At 39.7% G+C, this 17636-nt stretch carries 17 protein-coding genes; 8 read left to right on the top strand and 9 right to left on the bottom strand.

The genetic code is table 11. From position 1 onward, the window contains the following. Positions 1-89 precede the first annotated feature (89 nt). From LU635_RS16385 to LU635_RS16370, 4 genes are all read left to right on the top strand, one after another. The gene (locus LU635_RS16385) at positions 90-1718 is read left to right on the top strand and encodes an acyl-CoA carboxylase subunit beta (RefSeq protein WP_240100630.1); all 1629 of its coding nucleotides are present in this window, start codon (positions 90-92) and stop codon (positions 1716-1718) included. Between the two features lie 8 nt (positions 1719-1726). After that, positions 1727-3367 carry a M1 family metallopeptidase gene (locus LU635_RS16380; RefSeq protein WP_240100629.1) on the top strand — a complete coding sequence of 547 codons (1641 nt, stop codon included), beginning with the start codon at positions 1727-1729 and terminating at the stop codon, positions 3365-3367. A 59-nt stretch (positions 3368-3426) separates the two neighbouring features. After that, positions 3427-5175: a glycoside hydrolase family 13 protein gene (locus LU635_RS16375; RefSeq protein WP_240100628.1), complete on the top strand. Its 1749-nt coding sequence runs from the start codon at positions 3427-3429 to the stop codon at positions 5173-5175. A 66-nt stretch (positions 5176-5241) separates the two neighbouring features. Next, entirely contained in the window at positions 5242-5664 is a 423-nt protein-coding gene (locus LU635_RS16370) for a DoxX family protein (RefSeq protein WP_240100626.1), read from the top strand. A gap of 22 nt (positions 5665-5686) precedes the next feature. Here the strand turns inward: LU635_RS16370 and LU635_RS16365 are convergent, their stop codons facing one another. The 8 genes from LU635_RS16365 to holA all read right to left on the bottom strand — a co-directional run bounded on the left by LU635_RS16365 (position 5687) and on the right by holA (position 13314). Beyond that, the gene (locus LU635_RS16365; protein ID WP_240100624.1) at positions 5687-7012 is read right to left on the bottom strand and encodes a M24 family metallopeptidase; all 1326 of its coding nucleotides are present in this window, start codon (positions 7010-7012) and stop codon (positions 5687-5689) included. A gap of 16 nt (positions 7013-7028) precedes the next feature. Beyond that, a complete protein-coding gene (locus LU635_RS16360; protein WP_240100622.1) occupies positions 7029-8126 on the bottom strand; it encodes an AMP-binding protein in 1098 nt (365 codons plus the stop codon). Positions 8127-8186: 60 nt separating this feature from the next. After that, complete coding sequence (locus tag LU635_RS16355; RefSeq protein WP_240100620.1) at positions 8187-9128, bottom strand: CPBP family intramembrane glutamic endopeptidase; 942 nt, start codon at positions 9126-9128, stop codon at positions 8187-8189. A 5-nt stretch (positions 9129-9133) separates the two neighbouring features. After that, positions 9134-10168, bottom strand: coding sequence for an o-succinylbenzoate synthase (locus LU635_RS16350; protein WP_240100619.1), 1035 nt, complete (start codon positions 10166-10168; stop codon positions 9134-9136). Between the two features lie 218 nt (positions 10169-10386). Continuing rightward, positions 10387-10611 carry a four helix bundle protein gene (locus tag LU635_RS16345; RefSeq protein WP_240100618.1) on the bottom strand — a complete coding sequence of 75 codons (225 nt, stop codon included), beginning with the start codon at positions 10609-10611 and terminating at the stop codon, positions 10387-10389. A gap of 20 nt (positions 10612-10631) precedes the next feature. Continuing rightward, on the bottom strand, positions 10632-11312 hold the full coding sequence (locus LU635_RS16340; RefSeq protein WP_240100617.1) for a metal-dependent hydrolase: 681 nt from the start codon (positions 11310-11312) through the stop codon (positions 10632-10634). A gap of 91 nt (positions 11313-11403) precedes the next feature. Next, entirely contained in the window at positions 11404-12306 is a 903-nt protein-coding gene (gene menA / locus LU635_RS16335; RefSeq protein ID WP_240100615.1) for a 1,4-dihydroxy-2-naphthoate octaprenyltransferase, read from the bottom strand. A gap of 3 nt (positions 12307-12309) precedes the next feature. Continuing rightward, positions 12310-13314 carry a DNA polymerase III subunit delta gene (holA, locus tag LU635_RS16330; RefSeq protein ID WP_240100614.1) on the bottom strand — a complete coding sequence of 335 codons (1005 nt, stop codon included), beginning with the start codon at positions 13312-13314 and terminating at the stop codon, positions 12310-12312. 84 nt (positions 13315-13398) lie between these two features. Between holA and LU635_RS16325 the strand changes: the two genes are divergently transcribed. The 4 genes from LU635_RS16325 (at position 13399) to LU635_RS16310 (ending at position 17006) form a co-directional block, all read left to right on the top strand. Beyond that, on the top strand, positions 13399-13845 hold the full coding sequence (locus tag LU635_RS16325) for a type I restriction enzyme HsdR N-terminal domain-containing protein (RefSeq protein WP_240100612.1): 447 nt from the start codon (positions 13399-13401) through the stop codon (positions 13843-13845). Continuing rightward, complete coding sequence (locus LU635_RS16320; RefSeq protein ID WP_240100611.1) at positions 13846-14838, top strand: glycosyltransferase family 2 protein; 993 nt, start codon at positions 13846-13848, stop codon at positions 14836-14838. 98 nt (positions 14839-14936) lie between these two features. Continuing rightward, a complete protein-coding gene (locus tag LU635_RS16315; RefSeq protein WP_240100610.1) occupies positions 14937-15782 on the top strand; it encodes an OmpA/MotB family protein in 846 nt (281 codons plus the stop codon). A gap of 135 nt (positions 15783-15917) precedes the next feature. Beyond that, positions 15918-17006, top strand: coding sequence for a neutral zinc metallopeptidase (locus LU635_RS16310; RefSeq protein ID WP_240100609.1), 1089 nt, complete (start codon positions 15918-15920; stop codon positions 17004-17006). A gap of 1 nt (position 17007) precedes the next feature. Here the strand turns inward: LU635_RS16310 and LU635_RS16305 are convergent, their stop codons facing one another. Continuing rightward, positions 17008-17631, bottom strand: coding sequence for an L-threonylcarbamoyladenylate synthase (locus LU635_RS16305; RefSeq protein WP_240100608.1), 624 nt, complete (start codon positions 17629-17631; stop codon positions 17008-17010). Between the last annotated feature and the right edge of the window lie 5 nt (positions 17632-17636).

The following is a 17636-nucleotide window of genomic DNA, read 5'->3' as shown; positions in this document are numbered from 1 at the left end:
TTAAGATCCATAAAAATTCTTCAGAAAACAGCTTAATTTAAAATATATCACATTAAAATATTCAATTTAATGTAAAAAACTCAAAAATAATGGATATCAACTTCAATAAAAATGAAGACCATAATAAGCTTTTAGCCTCTTCCATGAGACAAAGGCTCGCAAAAATAAAATTAGGAGGCGGGGAAAAAAGAATAGAAAAACATCACTCTAAAGGTAAGATGACTGCCCGGGAAAGAATAGATTTCCTGCTGGACGATTCAGAAAAATCGATTGAGATAGGTGCCTTTGCCGGAGATGGAATGTACAAAGAGCATGGAGGCTGCCCAAGCGGTGGTGTGGTTGTGAAGATCGGCTATATTTCAGGAAAACAATGCATTGTGGTTGCGAACGATGCTACCGTAAAAGCCGGTGCCTGGTTTCCTATCACAGGAAAAAAGAATCTGCGAGCACAGGAAATCGCAATAGAAAACAGGTTACCCATAATTTATCTGGTAGACAGTGCCGGAGTATATTTACCTATGCAGGATGAGATATTTCCTGATAAGGAACATTTTGGAAGGATCTTTAGAAATAATGCTGTGATGAGCAGCATGGGGATCACCCAGATTGCCGCGGTAATGGGAAGCTGTGTTGCCGGAGGTGCTTACCTCCCAATAATGAGTGATGAAGCTCTCATCGTAGAAAAGACCGGAAGTATCTTTTTAGCTGGAAGCTATCTTGTAAAAGCTGCTATTGGCGAATCTATCGACAATGAAACTCTTGGAGGTGCCACTACTCATAGTGAGATTAGCGGAGTAACTGATTATAAAGCCAAAGACGATAAGGATGCACTTACCCGTATTAAAAACATCATGGATAAGATCGGTGAGTTTGATAAGGCAGGCTTTAATCATTCAAAACCCAGAGAGCCGAAGCAAAAACAGGAAGATATCTATGGTATTCTCCCTAAAAAGCGCAGTGACCAGTATGATATGCATGAAATCATATATCGCCTGGTAGATGGCTCGGAATTTGAAGAATATAAAGAAGGATATGGCCAGACCATAATTACGGGATATGCGAGAATTGACGGCTGGGCAGTTGGAATTGTGGCGAATCAACGTAAGATCGTAAAAACCAAAAAAGGAGAAATGCAGTTTGGCGGAGTGATCTATTCAGATTCAGCAGATAAAGCCACGAGGTTTATTGCCAATTGCAACCAGAAGAAGATCCCTCTGGTTTTCCTTCAGGATGTTACCGGTTTTATGGTAGGTAGCAAAAGTGAACATGGAGGAATTATTAAGGATGGTGCCAAGATGGTGAGTGCCGTAAGTAACTCCGTAGTTCCTAAATTTACCATAATCATTGGTAATTCCTATGGTGCCGGGAACTATGCTATGTGCGGAAAGGCTTATGATCCAAGACTTATCGTTGCCTGGCCAAGTGCAGAACTGGCGGTTATGGGAGGAACCCAGGCAGCCAAGGTACTTGCACAAATAGAAACTGCTGCCATGGAGAAAAAAGGCGAAAAAGTAGACAAGGAAAAGGAAAAAGAAGTATTTGATAAATTAAAGGCCCGCTATGATGAACAAACTTCTGCATATTATGCTGCAGCAAGGTTATGGACAGATGCCATCATCGATCCTATGGATACGAGAAAATGGATCTCCATGGGAATTGAAGCGGCCAACCATGCACCAATTGAAAAAGATTTCAACCTGGGTGTAATCCAAACCTGAAAATTTAAATGAAGAAGATATTTTTAAGTCTGGCGGCATTGATGATCGCCACTGCAATGAGCGCCCAGATTGTAGGCTCCAATCATACAGAATATACTGAAGCTGATACCCTGAGAGGTTCGCTACGACCTGAAAGGACAAATTTTGACGTTCAAAAATATCATCTGAAACTTAAGATAGAACCCAACAAAAAATTTATTTCAGGGTCCAATATCATCACTTTCAAAGTGAAGAATGAATTACCTGTGATGCAAATTGATCTCTTTGAGAATATGGAGATCGACTCTATCGTTCATCAGGGGAGAAATCTGGAATATAAAAGAAAGTTCAACGCTGTTTTTATAGAATTCCAGGAAGCGCTTAAAAAAGGGACTAAAGATTCAATTCAGTTCTTTTATCATGGAAAACCAATTGTTGCGGAAAATGCTCCCTGGGATGGTGGATTCGTATGGACAGAGGACAAAGATGGAAATCCATGGATCACTCTGGCAGTGCAGGGAACCGGAGCCAGCCTGTGGTATCCAAACAAAGACCATCAAAGTGATGAGCCTGAAGAAGCCAGGATGGATATCGCTGTTCCCAACGGACTGATGAATGTATCCAATGGCCGTTTTGTAGGTAAAACCGATCTGGGAGATGGATATACCGAGTGGAGCTGGAAAGTTGTGAATCCAATCAACAATTACAACATTATGATCAATGTGGCAAACTATGTCCATTTTTCTGATAAGTATAAGAATCTTGATCTGGATTACTATGTTCTGCCTTACAACCTTGAAAAGGCCAAAAAACAATTTGAGCAGGTAAAAGGGATGATGGAATGCTTTTATGAAAAAATGGGCCCCTACCCTTTCGAGGAAGATGGCTTCAAACTGGTGGAAACACCCTACCTGGGAATGGAACATCAAAGCGCCGTAGCTTATGGAAACAAATATGGAAATGGATACTTAGGTAGTGACCTTTCAGGCACAGGTTATGGTCTGAAATGGGATTATATCATCATACACGAGTCAGGTCACGAGTGGTATGGAAACAGCATCACGGCCGCCGACATCGCTGATATGTGGATACAGGAAGGCTTTACAAGTTATACTGAAGCTATTTATGTGGAATGCAATTGGGGAAAGGAAGCAGCTCTGGAATATCTTAAAGGAACCCGCAGGGGTGTTAGCAATTACAGTACGATCATTGGAGATTATGGCGTGAATGCAGAAGGTTCGCCAGATATGTATTTCAAAGGAGCCAATCTTCTGAACACTATCAGAAGCATCTACAATAATGATGAGTTATGGTGGAAAACTTTCAGGGATTATACAGAAACATTTAAACATCAAACCATTTCAACCAGGGATACTGAAGCCTTTTTTGACCAGGCTATCGATGTTGACCTTTCGACAGTATTTGATCAGTATCTAAGGAATTCATCCTTACCAGTACTTCAGTTAAAAGAAGAGGATGATATAATTTATTACCGGTGGAAAGCAGATGTGGAGGATTTCAAAATGCCGGTAGATATTATTATTGATGAGGAAGAAACAAGACTCAATGCAACTTCACAATGGCAGATCCTGAATAGGGAGGAGGCTGAGCTTGATGAGATCGAAGTAAATGACCTTGAATTCTATATAGATACGGAGATCCTGGATTAGGAGTATTTGATTATATTAATTTCAGTATTTTGCGCTGTAAATCAATATCCTAAATATCCATGAAACGTATATTACTTCTCCTTGCCCTTCTAATTCTCACCCTTTCCTGTGAAAATGAAAAGAAAAAATCCACTGAAAATGAGGAACTGAACGATGAAGTTCAGCGAACCTGGTGGAAGGAGGCGGTTATTTATCAGATCTATCCACGAAGTTTCAAGGATTCTAATGGTGATGGGATTGGAGACCTTAAAGGCATCATAGAAAAGCTTGACTATATCGAAAGCCTCGGGGTAAACATGGTCTGGCTCAACCCAATTTATAGTTCCCCTAATGCCGATAACGGTTATGATATCAGTAATTATCGGGAGATAATGGATGAATTCGGTACCATGGAAGATTTTGACCTGATGCTCCGGGAAATGCATAAAAGGGATATAAAATTCGTCATGGATGTTGTGGTGAATCACAGTAGTGATGAGCACAGATGGTTCCAGGAATCGAGAAAATCCCGGGACAATCCTTACCGCGATTATTATCACTGGTGGCCAGCCGAAAAAGGAAAACCTAATTACCGCTACAGCCTTTTCGATCCCAAAGGAGAAGCCTGGAAATATGATTCCATTACAGATGCTTACTATCTCCATTATTTCTCCCGAAAACAACCGGATCTTAACTGGGAGAATCCAAAAGTACGCCAGGAAGTATATGATATCATGAAATTCTGGGCAGAGAAAGGCGTGGACGGATTTCGTTTAGATGCTTTTCAGTTCGTTTCTAAAGACACCAGTTTCCCTCCCCTTCCCGAAGGTTACGAAAAAGAGGTGATCAAATACTACGGAATGGGGCCCAACCTTCATAAATACCTGAAGGAACTCAACAAAGAAGTTCTAAGCCAGTATGATGTTTTTGCAGTTTCAGAAGGTGCCGGGAGCACTTTTGAAGATGCACATTCGTTAGTGGATGCTGATCGGAATGAACTGCAAATGGCCTATCATTTCGAGGGCATGGATGTAGGCAATAGCCTGGATGGCTACAAGTTATCTGAATTCAAAGAGGTTTATACCAGGTGGGACAGTGCATTTGCTGAAAAGGGGTGGCTGTCAATTTTCCTCGCCAATCACGATGTTCCAAGAATGGTGTCTAAGTTTGGGAATGACAGTCCTGAATACCGAAAAGCTTCCTCGAAGATGCTGAACACATTTATCCTTAGCATGAGAGGAACGCCCTATTGCTATTATGGCGATGAACTTGGGATGACCAATATTGGTTTTGAAAACATTGAACAGTATCAGGACATTGTCGCTAAAAATGGTTATCAGAAAACCCTGAACGAAGGTGGGGATATTTCAGAATATATGGCCCGGTTAAAATTCCTTTCCCGTGACAACGGCCGAACGCCAATGCAATGGAACGATACTGAACATGCCGGATTCACAGATGGCACTCCCTGGTTACCTGTTAACGATAATTATAAGGCTGTGAATGTTGAGGCAGAAGAAAAAGACCCGAACAGCTGCCTCAATTACTTCAGAAAAATGGTGGAGCTTCGAATGAAAAATCCCGTGCTGGTCTATGGAGATTATAAACTTCTCTTTCCTGATCATGAACAGGTCTACGCTTATAGCAGAGAACTGGAAGGGCAAAAGATGCTGGTACTGCTTAATTTTTCAAAGCATTCTGCAAATATTGAACTCCCTGAGAATTTTTCCTTAAACAATTTACTAATAAACAACCTGGAAGAGCTGGATCGGGAAGGTTCACAAATTAAGCTTAAGGCATATCAGGCAGTGATCTTTGATCTTAAGTAATACAAAAAGCAGAGAAAAATATTCTTATAAGACTGTTTTTTAGTAACTTAAGGTAAATTTTCCATTATGTTAAGTATTAAATCACTTAATAAGTGGGCCAATGCGCACACTTACTACTGGTTAGACATTCTGAGAATCGCCCTGGGTGTTTTCTTCTTTATTAAGGGAATCCAGTTTATTTCCCAAACCGAAAAACTCGTTGAACTCATCGAGCCTCTCAGAGGTTTTGGCGGAATAATGCTGGTTGTTCATTATGTTGCACCCGCACATCTTGTGGGCGGACTGTTAATTGCTTTCGGCTTACTTACGCGGTGGGCTTTGATCGCCCAGTTACCAATTTTAGTGGGGGCTATCCTAATCAATTTCGTAGGTGTCATGAACCCCGGCGGTTTGATAGAGGCCGCAGTAGTACTTGTGTTTACCATTTTCTTCATTTTCTACGGATCCGGAAAACATTCGGCCGATTATAAGATGAAAATGGGTTATTAAGACTGGCCCTTTCTCAGCTTTTTTAATCTTGTTCCGAAGGAATAAGAATAAGTTCGTTTTGCCTTTTGTTTACATACCTAAAACCTTCCTCACCCCAGAAACCTGCTTCCTCAAGCATAATTCTGATTCTTTTTTCCCATTCAGGGATCTCTACTTCGGTATTTAATTCAATAGCATAAACCGTATTTTCATATAATGGATAATCACCAGTGCCCGGAACTCCACCCTGCTGATCCCACATGCCTATAGTGGGGCCTGCTGAATGTCCATAAAGACCTAATGGATGAGTATAAATAGAAGCCTTTAAGCCTTGTTCTTTAGCTTCCTGAAGACTTTCTTTCAGGATCTCATTTCCTGTATCGCCGGTTTCAAAATTTGAAGTGAGGATATCCTGCAACTGATTTCCTTTATTGAATGCCTCCTGAAGAAATTCGGGTGCATTTTCCTCTCCTTCTTTTAATACATATGCCATTTGCTGACAGTCTGTATTCAACCGAAGATAAGTAATACCAAAATCACAATGCAAAAGATCACCAGGAAGGATCAGCATACTCCCGTTCTCATCTGAAAAAGCAGTGATGTGATCTACAAGTCTCTCTTTGCTTCGCTGAACATCAACCGTTGGATGAAACCAGGTCTCCAGTCCCATTTCCGTCACTTTCTGCCTCATCCACCATACCACATCATCGGTGGTGGTTATGCCGGGCTGAATAACATTCGTACTGAAAGCCTCCGCAATTATATCATGAGTAATCTCTACAAGACTGCTGTAAAGCACCATCTCCCTGAGGGTTCTTGTCTCTATCCAGCCCACCGCAAGATCTTCAGCAGAAACGATCCTCTCTCTATATGTTTCAGGTAAGGCCTCCGTGAATTCATCGAAATCGGTTTTTACAAGTCCGTCGGCTATCCCAAAATTTTCAGAAATATTTAGTCCAATCTTTTCCGGGTCTCTTTTCTCAATTATGTCCACCAACGCCTGCCATTGATCTGGCTGTTCTTCCTTATTCCAGGCCGATTCAATATTATCTCCAATATTGTAGCGTGCGATTGCCAAATTTTCGATAGTATCATTTTCTTTATCCCTGAAAAAAACCATTATAGTCCTTCTACGGGCATTCAGCCAGGTAGCGGGAAGCATAGTTTTTAAAACAGGATCTTCGTTATACTCGCGGGATATGATCACCCACATATCAATTTCTGCCCGGTCCATTAGTTCCGGCAGTACCTTATTAAACCTTTCTCCCAGGATCTGGTCTACAACTTTCGACCTTTCTCTTTCTGCCAGAATCTGGCTTTGAGCAATAAAATTTAATAGCAGTGCACTTAGCAGCAGTAATTTTTTCATAAATAGATTGGGATTATTAACTCACCTTGCTTTTAACGGTATTCTCGCGGTGAATTTTGCCATTTGGTGTTTCTTCGAACTTTTCAATAAGATAGATCTTTTTTGGCTTTTCATATTTGCTTAGGGATTTCATCTCTCTAACTGTCTTTTCCAGTTCAGCCAGGGTTTCTTCGGAAAAATCATCTTCCACAAAGAGAACAAGCTTTTCTCCGAGTGAATCATCTGGCATGGAAGTAACAAAAAACCTATGATCGATTTCCTCATTCAATTTTCTTTCTATCTCTTCGGGATATAGTTTTATCCCTCCCGAATTTATTACATTATCATACCTGCCTTTCCACAGGAACTTTTTATAGGTAATAATATCCACCACATCATTTGTGACTATCTCTTCATCCAGGATATTTGGAGCCTTAATTACCAGGCAACCTCTTTCATCCTGTGAAATACTAATATTCGGAAGTAATTTAAAAGGTCTTGGAGACTTTTTCTTTTTTCGTGGATTCAATCGTTTTGCGGCAATATGACTACAGGTTTCGGTCATTCCATAAGTCTCATATATCTTGGCGTCTATATCAACCAACATTTTCTTTATTCGTGGAGATACAACACCTCCTCCAATGATAAGTTTCCTTACCAAATGAAGCCTTGCGATTGAATTATCAAGCTGAAAAGGAGTCATTGCCGTAAAATCATAGACCTTGAAAACCTGATCCAAAGGATTGGATGATGGAGGTACAGTATCAAGTTGCCATCCCAGATACATAGCTCTTACAAGCATCATCTTCCCGGCGATATATTCAGCGGGAAGACATAATAATGCGGTGGTGCCTGCAGGGAGATCAAAGAACTTTGAGGTGGCTATGGCCGAATTGATCATGTGTTGTTTCTTCAGCCGTAGTTTTTTTGGTTTGCCGGTGGAACCGGAGGTGTGAACTTCTACGTATTCCATAGGTTTCAGCCAGTCCAGAATGAAAGCACCTATTTTTTCTTCATAGGGCTCGCCTTCTTTAATAAAACTATAAGCCACCTGCCGAAGTTCAGAGTTGGTGAAATGTTGTTTATTAAGTCTGAACTCAGGATGAGTTTCAGGGATTTTATACTTATTTGCCATATTTTAAGCTAAGTTGGAAAAACGCTTATTACTTAAAGTTAACAAATTGCTGTGAAACTCTTAATTATCTTCAGAAACATTTAATAATTGAGGCTTATGCACTTTCCCAAACAATTTTTCCTTCCAATTGCTCCATTTATATTTTCTAGCCATGATATACAGAAAAGCAGGATATATTATAAGAACAGGAATTAGTATATCCCATCCAACAGAAGGATCTGAAATATCCTTAAAAATTGAATTGGTCTGGAACGCTGTCCAGTCTGCAGTGACGATAAGTGCTGTTAAAAGATTGTTTGCGGCATGGAAACCAAGTGCCAGCTCAATACCTTCATCCATAAGAGTCATGATTCCCAGCAAGAAACCTGTTGCTATATAATGAATCATAATAATATTACCCAGTTTGGTCACTTCAGGATTAAAGAAGTGTAATCCGCCGAATACCACAGAGGTGATTATTAGCGGGACCCATCGGTTTCTTACAAAAACCCCTATCCCCTGCATAAGGTAGGCCCTGAAGAAATATTCCTCGAAACTGGTTTGCAGCGGAACAAATATGACCGCTATAACCAGCAAAATCAAAAAGGGCATTAGTTGAAAGTTCAACACATAATCATCAGGATTGGTAAAATAGTCACCAATAGTACTGATCAGGATAAAAATGGAGACTAGTCCGAAAGCAAACCAGAAACGACTCCAGTCGATCTTAGATCTCGAGGTTGTCAAGGTTTTCAAGGGTTGTTCATGCAATCTCTTAACTATAAAAAGTAAAAATAACAGCGCAACAGCATACGTGAGTAACATTAAGAAAAGAAAATAATTGGAATCTAATGCCGTCATCATTTCCGATTCTGCCATACCCATAATTTCGTAGCCTTTTTCTGCAACTAGCGCGATCAGCAGGGGGATTTGCCCTACAATGATTCCAGTTACCACGACCACAACTCCAATTATATATCTCCAAAAATCATGTTTGTACTTAAAAACCTGGTTTATAAACATTTGCTTCAATAATTAATTTCCCACTCTTTTTCAGGGTTATAATGAATATTTCCGTTTTTAACTTCCAGCGGACTCGCAAAATTATTGGTATACAAACTTCCCGTCCCCAGTCCCTGAGGCAAGTCTGGTTCTAATGTATATGTCCACTGTGCAATTGCATTAAGACCGATATTACTTTCCAACGCACTTGTAATCCACCAGTCTACCTGATTGGTTTCACAGGTATCCTTCCATTCAGTGGTGCCTTTAAAACCTCCTATCAAACTGGGTTTAAAGATCGCAAATTGCGGCCTTATTGTTTGTATAAGCTTTCTCTTTTCTGTTGCATCGGTCACCCCAATCAGTTCTTCATCCAGTGCGATTGGAAGGGGAGTTTTTTCACAAAGTCCGGCCATTGCCTGTATCTGGCCCTGCCTGATTGGTTGCTCGATACTGTGAAGGTCGTATTTTGATAACTTCTGAAGTTTTTCAAGCGCAGTCTCAGGTGAAAATGCGCCATTGGCATCCACCCTGAGTTCGATTTCATTAGCCGAAAAGTTCTCTCTAATGGATTTTAATAGGTCTAGCTCGGTCTCAAAATCAATAGCTCCTATCTTCAGTTTTATACAATTGAAACCTGCTTCGATCTTTTCAGAGATCTGTTTCTTCATAAAATCCTTATCCCCCATCCAGATAAGACCATTAATAGGAATAGATTTTTCACCCCTGGTGAATTCTGAAGGAAAAAGCAGAAAGGGATCTTCAGCCCGTAAACTTCTGAAAGCCATTTCAACTCCAAATTGAATGCTGGGGAAATCCCTGAGCTCTTCCCAGAGCTTTTCTTCTCCCAGTTGAATGTTCTCGCAAACCCATTTTAATTTGTCTTCATAGTCAGGCCGGTCGTCATAACTCAGACTTCTTAAAATACCACATTCGCCAATTCCATATCTGTTACCATCAGAGATCTTTAAAAACCAGGTCTCTTTTTCAGTAAGAACGCCCCGCGAAGTTCCGCTGGGGCGTTTGAAATTGAGTATGTACTTTCTATAACTGGCGATCATTGCTAATGGATTGTTGGATTGTTGGATTGTTGGATTGTTGGATTGTTCGAATTAAGATAAAATTAGAGCTTCAGGTTAGTTCAATTATGGCTGTTTTTAAGAGTTGATCTGAATTTGGAAATCATTTTGATGATTGATATTGGTTTCAATTGTAAAACATTGAGTTTTTCATCATTTAGAAATCCCAGGTCATTAGAAATTAATAACTGTGTCTCCATTTAATAGCAGGAACCTATAGCTATTTCAAGAAATCTGTCAAAATCCCTAGAAGATTTTCTTGAGGCACCTTCGGCAATATATGAAGGTAATGAAACACTACTTCTTCTAAGTTGATTTATCAGACCAAACTTTTCAGCATCAGGAAAGTAAACAGTCACTTCATAAACATCTTTACACAATTGTCTACTCAATTTCCATATCTCTAATTCCTTAAATCTGTGCATCTAAAAATCCAAAAATCTAATTATAGTTCAATTGATTCTCCAATCTCAAGCAGCATAAGATCCTTACCTTTTTCGTAGAACTTTCTTTTTGCTTCCTCATGGTCTATTTCAATATAACCAAAGGTATCATAATGGCATCCGAGGATCTTATCACATTGAATAAAATCGCTTGCTACAATGGCATCATTCACACCCATGGTAAAATTATCACCTATAGGTAAGACAGCCAGGTCCAGCTTGGTTTGCATTGGAATAAGTTTCATGTCCATCGTCAGTGCCGTATCTCCGGCTATATAAACGTTCTTATGCTCCCCTTCTATCACAAAACCTCCTGGTTGTCCACCATAACTTCCGTCGGGAAAAGAACTGGTATGTATGGCGTTCACATATTTGACATTTCCGAATTCGAAATCCCAGCTTCCCCCATGATTCATAGGATGGACCTCAAAGCCTTTAGCCTCATAATGGTTTACGATCTCAAAATTACTCACGATAATAGCACCGGTATTTTTTGCGATCGCTTCAGCATCCAGGGTATGATCCTGATGCGCATGAGTTAAAAGGATATAATCTGCCTTTAAGTCATTTATATCTACCTTATCTTTTGCCAGATCATTGCCAGTAATAAAAGGATCCACAAGTACATTGATTTCGCCTATTTTCAATGCCAGGGTGTTCTGGCCGTAAAAAGTGATTTTCATAATTCCAGTTTTTCGGTTTTTATAAAAATAGAAATTAGTCTAAAAACCATGATGACACACAGCATATAATTTTGTTAAAGCCACAATGAATCTACCAGATAAGCCCTAAAGCGAACAGAAAGGATATCCCGAAAGTTGAAAGTGCCACAATTTTTAATTCCGGATCCAGCAGCGTAGGGTCTTCATTATTAACCACCCTCTGAAGATGAAAAATAAGTGGAATAAACGCAAAAAGATAAATAAAATCATTGAGGTCCCGGGAGGTGATCACAGAATAAATGACCAGACAAAACAAAGCTCCTATTATCAAGGCATAATGATAATCCTTGGCTCTGTTCTCACCTAGTTTAACCACCATAGTAATCTTTCCCGCTTTTTTATCGGAAATACGGTCTCTTAAATTATTCAAGTTAAGTACGGCTACGCTGAGTAGTCCTATGGAGATAGCCGGAAACAGACTAACAAGATTATGATCATGGCTATAAAGGTAATAGGAGCCGTAAACAGCTACCAGCCCAAAGAAAATAAAGACAAAAAGATCTCCGAAACCCCGGTAACCATAGGCAGAATCCCCCATGGTATATTTTATGGCAGCAATAATAGCCCCCACACCCAGGATGAAAAAAATAAGCGAGGTAAGTATCATCTGGCTTCCGAATGCCGCATAAATTAAAAGAACTGCCAATAATAAAGTAGTAACCGCGGTAATAATAATGGCCAGCACCATATCCTTTTGGGTGATAAGTCCACTCTGTATGGCCCTCATCGGACCTATTCTTTCCTCGTTATCTGTCCCCTTAATTCCATCACCATAATCATTAGCAAAATTGGACAATATCTGTAAACCTAAGGTAGTTCCAAGAGCAAGACTAAAAATGGCGATATCAAAATCACCCTCATAGCCTGCAATACTACTCCCAACTATGATACCCGAAATTGATAATGGCAAAGTTCTAAGCCGTGCGGCACCAATCCAGGATGATAATTTCCCCATTCTTTAATTCATTATTTTTACCAGTAGTTCCTTTAAAAGATCTCCATGCGAAACATTCGCCGCGCCTACCCCTTTACTTTTCACATCAGTTTCCTGAAGCAGGCTGATCGCCCTGCTTACCTTTTTCATCGGATAATTCCGTGCAGCAACAACATAATCATTTACAAAATAGGGATTTACACCCAACTGTTTTGCCACACTGCCTTTTGATTTATCAGCAAGTCCGTGATACTGCAGAATCTGGGAAAAAAAGGAAAAAAGAAGTGAAATCGTTACTACCAAAGGATTATCCTTAGGATTCTGGGCAAAGTAATTCACTATGCGATGAGCTTTCAGGGAGTCCCGTACTCCTATTGCATTGCGTAATTCAAAATTATTGAAATCCTTGCTTATTCCTATATTCTCTTCAATGATCTCCGGGCTAATACTGGTCCCTGCCTCACAGATTAATTGCAGTTTCTGAAGTTCATTATCTATCTTCCCAAGATCGGTCCCAAGAAATTCAACAAGCATCTGGGCAGCTTTTGGAGAAATACCATATCCCCTGCTCTTCATGGTCTTTATGATCCAGTTTCCTACCTGGTTCTCATAAAGTCTTTTTCCTTCAAAAACAAGCCCGTTTTTCGCTATGGCTTTATACAGTTTTTTTCGTTTATCTATCTTTTTATATTTATAGCAAACCACCAAAACTGTAGTAGGCTGGGGGTTTTCAGCATAATCTGCGAGCTTTTCTATGGTCCTTGACAGATCCTGAGCTTCTTTCACGATCACCACCTGTCTTTCAGCCATCATGGGATAGCGTTTGGCGTTGCTCACAATATCATCAATACTAGTATCCCTGCCGTAGATCAGCATCTGGTTAAACCCCCGTTCTTCCTCGGTCAGGATCGATTCTTCGATAAAATCGGATATCCTGTCTATATAATAAGGCTCCTCGCCCATCAGGAAATAAAGAGGCTTTATATTTCCCTTTTGAATATCATTTACAATTTGTCTTGCTTCATCCATACGGAATCACTGCGCGGTTTTGATTATAAGGGAAACTTAAAAAGTAAATTGCAGGCCTGTAATATTCTTTCTTACTTTTGAAACATGCAAAAATTGAATTTCCCCCAATATTCGTTTCGGTTCAAAAATAATCAAAATAAAATAGCCGTTTTTGACGATCTGAGGAAAAAATTTGTGATTCTTACTCCGGAGGAATGGGTAAGACAACATTGTGTGAAATTTTTGCAGGATGAAAAGAATTACCCTTTAAGTCTAATAAACGTAGAAAAGCAGCTGAAAATCGCCGGTCTTACCAAAAGATATGATATAGTTGTCTTTGAACCTGATGGAAATATTCAGATTATTGTGGAATGCAAGGCACCTTCTGTTAAGATAACCCAGGCAACATTTGATCAGGTAGCCCGGTATAATCTTAGTTTAAAAGCTAATTTCTTAATGGTGACCAATGGGCTACAGCATTATTTCTGTCGAATGGATTATGAAAATGAAAATTATATTTTTTTGGAGGCTCTGCCAGAATACAAAAGATAAATGAAAGTAGCAGTTGTTATACTTAACTGGAATGGTAAAGACCTGCTTGAGCAATTTTTACCATCGGTACTTAAAAACTCCCCCGGGGCTAATATCTATGTGGCCGACAATGCTTCCACAGATGATTCTGTTGAATATGTTAAGCTCAATTTCCCTCAGGTAAGGATCATTCAAAACAACCTAAATGCCGGTTATGCAGGAGGATATAACCTTGCTCTGAAATCGGTGGAAGAAGAGATACAGGTCCTTTTGAACAGCGATGTGGAGGTTACGCCTAACTGGCTGGATCCAATCCTTCATGTCTTTGAAGAGGAACCTGAAACTGCGGCAATACAACCTAAGATACTGGACTATAAAAGCAGAGATCATTTTGAGTATGCAGGAGCTGCAGGAGGGTATATCGATAAATATGGTTACCCGTTCTGCCGAGGAAGGATCTTCCAGCACCTGGAAGAAGACCATGGGCAGTACAACAATGACCAGTATATCTTCTGGGCAAGCGGAGCCTGTCTGGCGGTAAGAAGATCTACATATAACGAGCTTGGAGGTCTAGATGAAGATTTCTTTGCCCACCAGGAAGAAATAGATCTATGCTGGAGGCTTCAGAATAAGGGATATAAAATCAAATATGTTAGTAATTCCCGTATCTATCATGTTGGAGGGGCTACTTTGCAGAACATGAACCCTAAAAAAACCTTTTTCAACTTCAGAAACAGCCTTTTTCTTCTTCTTAAGAATGTGGAGGCGCCCAAAGTCTATTATATTTTATTGATCAGGATGATCCTTGACGGGCTGGCCGGAATAAAGTTCTTATTTGAAGGAAGGTTCAATCATTTTTTTGCCATTCTTCAGGCACATGGTAGTTTTTACAGTCATTTTAGAAGGATCTGGAATAAGCGACCCAAAGATTTCATTTTCAAGAAATATTATGTGATTCACTCCGTTGTATACTCCCATTATGTGCTGAAAAAAAATAAATTCAGTCAATTTTAAAAATAAATAAAAAAGGAAATGTTAAAATAGCTTTTCGGCTTGCTATTTTTTTGATATTTTTGGGCATTCTAACAATTTAAATTTATAAGAAACGAATTATGAAAAAAATCATGCTTTTGTCGGCAACAGCTGCCATTTTGCTATCTTCATGTGTTTCCCAGAAAAAATACAATGAACTAGAGGCAAAGCAAAGAGAAACTCAGGATCAGTTAAATACTGCTACAGTCAAACTGAACTCCTGTCTTGATGAAAAAGACAGAATGAATCAGGAGATTACCAGACTTAATAATACTAATGCTGCGTTACTTAACAACGTAGGAGATCTGGCTACTCTTTCTAAGAAAGAAGCAGAGAACCTTGAACGTTCTCTAGAGAGTATCAAGGAAAAAGATCTTGCTATTCGTTCCATGCAGGATGCTCTGAACAAAAAAGATTCTGTAACTCTTGCGCTTGTAACCAGCCTTAAAGGTGCATTAGGTAACATGAGCGACGAGGATATCGAGATCAATGTAGAAAAAGGTGTGGTTTACGTTTCTATTTCCGATAAGCTTCTTTTTGACAGTGGACGTTACAACATTACTCCACGTGCTAAAGAAGTCCTTGGAAAAGTTGCTACCGTTGTTAAGAGCAAACCAAATATTGAGTTTATGGTTGAAGGTCATACCGACAATAAGCCTATCAAAACTTCTATGTTCGAAGACAACTGGGATCTTAGTGTGAAACGTGCTACTTCTGTAGTAAGAGTACTTCAGGATGATTTTGGTGTTGAGCCATCAAGAATGACTGCCGCTGGTAGAAGTTACTACATTCCTGTTGCAACCAACGAAACTGCAGAAGGACGTGCTAAGAACAGAAGAACAAGAATCGTAGTTCTTCCAAAACTTGATCAGTTCTACAGCATGATTGAAGAAGGAATGGAAAAAGCCACTTCCGGAGAGGAATAAGAAGAGAAATCTTTCAAATACTTAAAAAAAGCCCCATACAGTTGTGTGGGGCTTTTTAATTTTTATGCTATAATTATCTAATAGAGAGCAATTTATGTGTAAATTTATGTGGTCTGATCACCAAAATTTCACGCTATGAAAAGGAAGTTCTACATCTGGTGTATTGGTTTACTTTTATACTCACTATTTCAGGCCTGCTCTAAAGAAGAGTTCAACCTGAAAGAGCCTGTATTTCACCCCTATGTTCTTCAATCAGAACTTCAGCAAAAAAAAGTAACTACAACAAAAGCAGGGATACGTCCATGCTTTTCTGAATACAGATATTTTGAGGAGGACCCTGGACTTTCTTCCTGCCAGCTAACCGATTTTGGCAGTGTTCTGCTTGGGTATTTTGACGATTTCGCCACAGATCCGTATTTTGATATCAACCTGGCAAATTATTATACAGAACTTCATAAAAAATATGTTACCCATTACAGAGGGGAAAACTATTATGGAGCTAATGGTGAATATGATCAGCTGGCTAAAAAAAGGATAAGAGAACTCACTGAGTTTTGGAATCTTAACCATAACATTACTCTGAATGGCCAGCATACAGTTTCTTTGAATGACCGGGAAACGCTCACCGATATGATCGAGAGCTTTGACAGAAGCGTTCGTAACCGAAATGAAGCTTATCATAAAGCTGATTTACTTCTTGATGTAAATGCACTGTCATCAACCCTGCCCGAAAGCCCATATTTTGCTATGGACGCTTTCACCCTGGCTAACGGTCTCCTGGTTATAGGCGATGGACTCATAGAAACTCTTGTTGAAGCCGGAATTGATGGAAAAATTGCATTTTCAGCCATTCTCGCTCATGAATGGTGGCATCAGGCTCAGTACAAAAACAGCAACTCATGGTCCACCGATTATAACTTCACTGAAGCCTGGGAACTTTCAAGATTCATAGAACTGGAGGCTGATTTTGCAGCCGCCTATTTTCTAACCCATAAACGGGGAGCTACCTACAACTGGAAAAGGATAGAAGAATATTTTCAGCTATCCTTTAACGTGGGCGACTGTCTGGTAGAAAGTAATACACATCACGGCACTCCCACTCAAAGAATGAATGCTGCTAAACTGGGATATGAACTGGCTAAAGCACATACGAAAAAAGGAACGATCCTTTCTCCAGATGTGGTACATGTTTATTTTATCGAAAACCTGGATAAAATCTTCTAAATCATAATATATCAACGCTTCCTTTTCCTTCCCTGATCACCTGGGGTTCTTCAGTGGTAAGGTCAATCACCGTGGATGGAATGTTATCTCCGTAACCACCATCGATCACAATATCTACGAGATTATTCCATTTTTCCCTGATAAGTTCAGGATCGGTTCCATATTCAAGGACCTCGTCATCATCCCGAATTGAAGTAGAAACTATGGGATTGCCCAGGCCATTTACTATTGCCCGGCAAATATTGTTATCCGGCACACGAATCCCGACAGTTTTCCTTTTCTTGAATACATTTGGAAGATTGTTCCCACCAGGCAGGATAAAAGTATATGGCCCCGGCAGACAGCGCTTCAATATCTTAAAAGTAGCAGTATCTATTTGTTTAACGTAATCTGAAAGATTGCTAAGATCTTCACATACAAACGAAAAGTTTGACTTTTCCAGTTTTACATTCTTGATCTGGGCTATTTTCTCCAGAGCCGAAACATTGGTAATATCACATCCTAACCCATAGATAGTGTCAGTAGGATAAATAACAAGTCCTCCTTTTTTGAGGACTTCTACAACTTTACTTATATGTTTGGGAGCAGGGTTTTCATCATAAATCCTTATTAATTCAGCAGCCATAATAA

The sequence above is a fragment of the Christiangramia crocea genome (assembly GCF_022410465.1).
GTDB lineage: Bacteria > Bacteroidota > Bacteroidia > Flavobacteriales > Flavobacteriaceae > Christiangramia > Christiangramia crocea.
Note: the sequence above shows the minus strand (reverse complement) of the source record. Positions and strands in the feature narration are given on the sequence as shown.